Source organism: Gelidibacter sp., assembly GCF_035515035.1.
Lineage (GTDB): Bacteria > Bacteroidota > Bacteroidia > Flavobacteriales > Flavobacteriaceae > Gelidibacter.
Genome location: NZ_DATJCA010000173.1, coordinates 1 through 4,876 on the forward strand (window position 1 = coordinate 1; position 4,876 = coordinate 4,876).

Annotated in this window: 6 protein-coding genes; all 6 read left to right on the forward strand. The window is 38.0% G+C overall.

Annotated features, from left to right (window positions below; translation table 11 throughout):
- A partial coding sequence (locus VLZ86_RS14975) for a 6-phosphofructokinase (RefSeq protein ID WP_325452784.1) occupies nt 1–619 on the forward strand: 619 nt, incomplete at its 5' end.
- A 3-nt stretch (nt 620–622) separates the two neighbouring features.
- On the forward strand, nt 623–1,618 hold the full coding sequence (locus VLZ86_RS14980) for a 2-hydroxyacid dehydrogenase (protein ID WP_325452786.1): 996 nt from the start codon (nt 623–625) through the stop codon (nt 1,616–1,618).
- 18 nt (nt 1,619–1,636) lie between these two features.
- Nucleotides 1,637–2,467 (forward strand): universal stress protein, encoded by an 831-nt coding sequence (locus VLZ86_RS14985; protein ID WP_325452788.1) that lies wholly within the window; start codon nt 1,637–1,639, stop codon nt 2,465–2,467.
- A 2-nt stretch (nt 2,468–2,469) separates the two neighbouring features.
- The gene (locus VLZ86_RS14990; RefSeq protein WP_325452790.1) at nt 2,470–3,312 is read left to right on the forward strand and encodes a restriction endonuclease; all 843 of its coding nucleotides are present in this window, start codon (nt 2,470–2,472) and stop codon (nt 3,310–3,312) included.
- A 41-nt stretch (nt 3,313–3,353) separates the two neighbouring features.
- The gene (locus VLZ86_RS14995) at nt 3,354–3,608 is read left to right on the forward strand and encodes a hypothetical protein (RefSeq protein ID WP_325452792.1); all 255 of its coding nucleotides are present in this window, start codon (nt 3,354–3,356) and stop codon (nt 3,606–3,608) included.
- A 15-nt stretch (nt 3,609–3,623) separates the two neighbouring features.
- Nucleotides 3,624–4,876: MBL fold metallo-hydrolase (locus VLZ86_RS15000; protein WP_325452794.1), on the forward strand; the 1,253-nt coding region annotated here is incomplete at its 3' end.

Genomic DNA, 4,876 nt, shown 5'->3' on the forward strand with positions numbered 1-4,876 from the left:
GATATTCGATATCCCATTCGTAGGGATTCCCGGGACTATTGACAACGATATTTCGGGTACGGATTACACCCTTGGTTTCGATTCCGCTGTTAACACAGCCATTGAAAACATTGATAAAATAAGGGATACTGCCGAATCTCACAATCGGGTATTTATCGTGGAAGTAATGGGTAGAGATTCTGGCTATATCGGCATTCATTCAGGATTGATGGTTGGCGCTGATGCCATACTCATCCCAGAGAGCGATACCGACTTTATTAACCTTTTAGATAAAGTGAAAAATTACGATAGCGAAGATGCTTTTCTTGTCGTGGTTTCAGAAGGCGATGAAATAGGTGCCGAACTTGTTTCTTCAAAAATAAAGGAAGTCAACCCCAATGTCGATTTACGAATTACAAAACTTGGGCACGTACAGCGTGGTGGAAATCCTTCTGCTTTAGATAGGATGTTGGGTATTAGGCTTGGGGTGGAAGCCGTAAAATCACTTTTACAAAGTAAAAAGAATGTAATGGTCGGGATTTTAAACAATCAATTGCACTTAACCCCTTTTAATGAAGTGGTCAAGCAACATCAGGTCAATAAAGAATTGCACGAACTTTTAGAACTATTTGGAACATAAATTATGAAAACAACAATATACAGCACACATAAATTCGATAAGCCTTCCATTGAAAACGCTAATAAAGGAAAACATCAATTGAATTTTCTGGAATTTAGGCTAACAAAGGAAACCGCCTTATTGGCAGAAGGTTCAAAGGCCATAGCACTTTTCTCAAGTGACGATGCCTCTTCGGAAGTTTTGGATATTTTACACAAACTAGGCATAAAATTTATCGCATTACGTTCGGCAGGTTTCAATCACGTCGATTTAGAAAAAGCAGCTGAATTGAATATAAAAGTGGCCCGTGTCCCAGCCTATTCACCTTATGCCATTGCAGAACATACAATGGCTTTGATACTTGCATTAAACCGAAGACTGATTAAAGCCCACAATAGAGTGCGCGAACAAAACTTTTCATTAAACGGTCTCACTGGTTTTGACCTAAATGGGAAAACCGTTGGCGTGATTGGAACAGGAAAAATAGGGTCTGTACTCGTAAAAATACTTCACGGGTTCGGCTGCAATATTCTTGCCCAGGATATAGAAGAAAGCAAAGACCTAATTGATAAATATGGCGTAATCTATTCAGATTGTGCGACGCTCTGTAAGCACGCAGATATAATAAGCCTGCACGTGCCATTAAAAGCTTCAACAAAACATTTAATAAATAAAGAGCATATAGCACTAATGAAATCTGGAGTAATGCTCATCAATACAAGTCGTGGTGGGTTGGTGGACACCAAGGCAGTTATCGAAGGATTGAAAACTAAAAAAATAGGGTATTTAGGACTGGATGTGTATGAGGAAGAAGAAGGATTGTTCTTTGAAGACCATTCCGAAGATATTTTACAAGACGATGTCATTGCGCGGTTAATGACTTTCAATAATGTGCTAATAACAAGTCATCAAGCTTTTTTAACCAAAACCGCATTGACCAATATTGCAGAAACAACCATATATAATCTGGATTGTTTTGAAAAACAAAAACCTTCTGGAAATGAAATTAGCATTAATTAATAGTTAAAAACAAATATTATGAAAAATATACTCGTACCAACAGACTTTTCAAAAAATTGCAATAAAGCAGAAGAACTCGGAATTGAAATGGCAAAGCTTTACAATTCCGAAATCCATTTTTTCCATTTGATGAAAACCCCGGTAGAATGGGTAAAGTTGGATAAACAAAAAGAAAAACAGTACCCAGAAACAGTAAAGCAAATAGGCATCGCAAAAGCCTACCTGAAAGAACTGGAGAAAAAAGCAGAACGACAAGGCCTTGAATGCAGGACTTTTCTTGAATTTGATGGTGGTCAGGCAAATATTCTTAAACATTCGGGTCATTTTCATCACGATTTTATAGTCACGGGAAGTAGTGGCACCCGAGGCGGTATACGTGAGTTAATGGGAAGCAACGTAGAAAAAATTGTTAGGAAAGCTGATGTACCAGTTGTTGTAGTCAAGGATGAAGAAGTATCCTTTCCTTTTAAGGATATCGTTTTTGTTTCAGATTTTCTTCAAGATGTAAGCGATGCATTTAAGCAAGTTATTTCGATTGCTGAAAAATGCGGCGCACATATCCATTTATTGAGGGTCAATACTCAGACCGATTTTAACAGTATAGAACAAGGGTTGGATCCCATCAAGGAGTTCCTGAAAAAATTCCCCGATTTGGATAACTTCTCAATGAATGTATATAACGAACCAGACGTAGAAACAGGGATAAACAATTATTTACGATATAAAAATGCCGATTTAATCGCAATGTGTACTCACGGACGTACAGGCTTTTTAAGCTTATTCTCTAAAAGCATCGCAGAGGGTGTAACCAATCACTCCGAATTACCAGTAATGACTATTAAAATGTAACAATGAATAAATCAGTCTTAATAAAAAAATACTCTGGTGAGTACGAAGCCTTTGATGTAAACAAACTCATCAACTCCCTGCGGCGTTCACGGGCAGATGAGGATATTATTCAAGATATAGCCCGGAAAGTACAAGAGCAGATTGAAGAAGGAATGACAACCAAAAAAATCTATCAGTTGGCTTTCAAGATGCTAAAACGAAAATCTAGGGTAAGTGCCTCAAAGTACAAGCTCAAAAAAGCTTTAATGGAACTAGGTCCAACCGGTTTTCCATTTGAAAAATTAGTAGGCAAACTATTGGCACACGAAGGTTTTGATACAGAAGTTGATGTTATTGTCCAAGGTAATTGTGTTCAACACGAAATAGATGTGATAGCGCAAAAAGACAATAATCATTATATGATTGAATGCAAATACCATAGCGATCAAGGCCGAGTTTGCAACGTGAAGATTCCATTATACATCAATTCAAGATTTTTAGATGTAGAAAAAAATTGGGAACGCCAAAAAGGTCACGATACTAAACTTCACAAAGGAGGCGTCTATACAAATACACGATTTACAAGTGATGCGGTACAATATGGTAAATGCGTTGGGCTATTATTGACAAGTTGGGATTACCCAATGGATAACGGGTTAAAAGACAGAATAGATAAAGCTGGTCTGCACCCATTGACCGCATTGACAACGCTGACCAAAGCTGAGAAATCAAAGCTATTGGACAAGGGAATTGTGCTCTGTAAAGAGCTTCACGAAAATCCTGCGTTATTAGAGCAGATAGGGGTTGACAAAAAAAGGCACAAAAATATTTTGGCAGATTCAAAAGAGCTGTGCCAAAGCACTTAAGAGTAAATGATATAATAGTTCAATAATCTTAAAATAACCAGATGAAAACAGATGAAACCCAAAAACAGAACACAATAGATTTGGAGCCATTTTACCAAGCATTGGAAGATGATCCAAAACTACTTGAAGAAGCCCTTGAGATATTATTAGAAATGGTTAACTTTGAACCTAAATCAGTAAAGAAATTGGCTCTTTTTATTAAAGAGGATTCTCGTAATCTATATAAAGAAATAGTGGAATTGAGCAAATCAAATCAAGATAAAGGAAACACACCTTCCTGCTGTGGTGGACACTAAATAAGTACTACAAAGATGAAAAACAATAAAATAAACATTCACTTTTTAGGAGCGGCAGGCACGGTAACTGGCTCAAAATATTTAGTGGATACAGGAGATAAAAAAATACTGATAGACTGCGGACTTTTTCAAGGCTTAAAGGAATTGCGGCTTAAAAACTGGGAGTACCCACCTGTAAAAGTTTCAGAAATTGATATGGTATTGCTTACTCACGGCCATTTAGACCACACGGGATATCTACCACGATTGGTAAAACAAGGTTTTAATGGACCTATCTATGGCACCAACCCCACGTTGGATATCGCTAAAATAATTTTGAACGATAGTGGAAAAATACAGGAACAGGAAGCAGAGCGAGCAAACAAGGAAGGTTATTCCAAACACAGTCCGGCAGAACCGCTTTACGATTTAAAGGATGTAGAAAAAACCATTCCACATTTTAAAGACGTTCCACAAGCACAATGGATTCCGTTATTTGATGGTATCAAGGCACGATTTCAGTATAACGGACATATTCTTGGTGCTACATTCATCGAGCTGGATGTTGAAGGAAAGCGTTTTGTCTTTTCAGGAGATATTGGAAGAACCAGTGATTTATTGCTTTATCCACCCCTGAAACCAAAAAGAGCAGATGTGCTTTTTATAGAATCTACTTATGGAGGAAGGTTTCATCCAGATGAAATGGAAGCACTTCCACTGATTGAAAAATTGGTAAATGACACCATCAATAGAGGTGGCAGCCTGTTTATCCCAAGCTTTTCGGTAGAACGTGCCCAATTGATGATGCTCATCTTTTGGAAATTATTGAAAGAAAAGAAAATCCCCAGAGTACAAATGATTATGGACAGTCCGATGGGTGCCAACGTATTGGAACTGTTTCATAGAACTCGGGATTGGCACAGATTGGAAGACAATGAATGTGACGAAATGTGCTCGCACTTTACGGTTGTTAGCAGCTATCGTGAAACAATGGAATTAAGAACAGATAACAAACCCAAAATCGTGATTGCAGGAAGCGGAATGCTCACAGGTGGAAGAATGCTCAATTATCTTGAAACCCAAGCGCAAAATCCTAATAACACGTTGCTTTTTGTTGGGTACCAAGCGGAAGGAACGCGCGGAAGAAAATTATTGGAAGGCGATAAAGAGCTAAAAGTATATGGCAAATGGGTGCCGTTTAATATGGAAGTAGCAGAAATTCAAGGCCTCTCGGCACATGCAGACCACGCAGCACTAATAGCTTGGTTGAGAAAAATAAAAAATAAACA

Excerpts from the sequence above, each read along its gene's own strand:
- VLZ86_RS14980 (WP_325452786.1), top strand. The coding sequence starts at position 623 with ATGAAAACAACAATATACAGCACACATAAATTCGATAAGCCTTCCATT.
- VLZ86_RS14985 (WP_325452788.1), top strand. The coding sequence starts at position 1,637 with ATGAAAAATATACTCGTACCAACAGACTTTTCAAAAAATTGCAATAAA.
- VLZ86_RS14990 (WP_325452790.1), top strand. The coding sequence starts at position 2,470 with ATGAATAAATCAGTCTTAATAAAAAAATACTCTGGTGAGTACGAAGCC.
- VLZ86_RS14995 (WP_325452792.1), top strand. The coding sequence starts at position 3,354 with ATGAAAACAGATGAAACCCAAAAACAGAACACAATAGATTTGGAGCCA.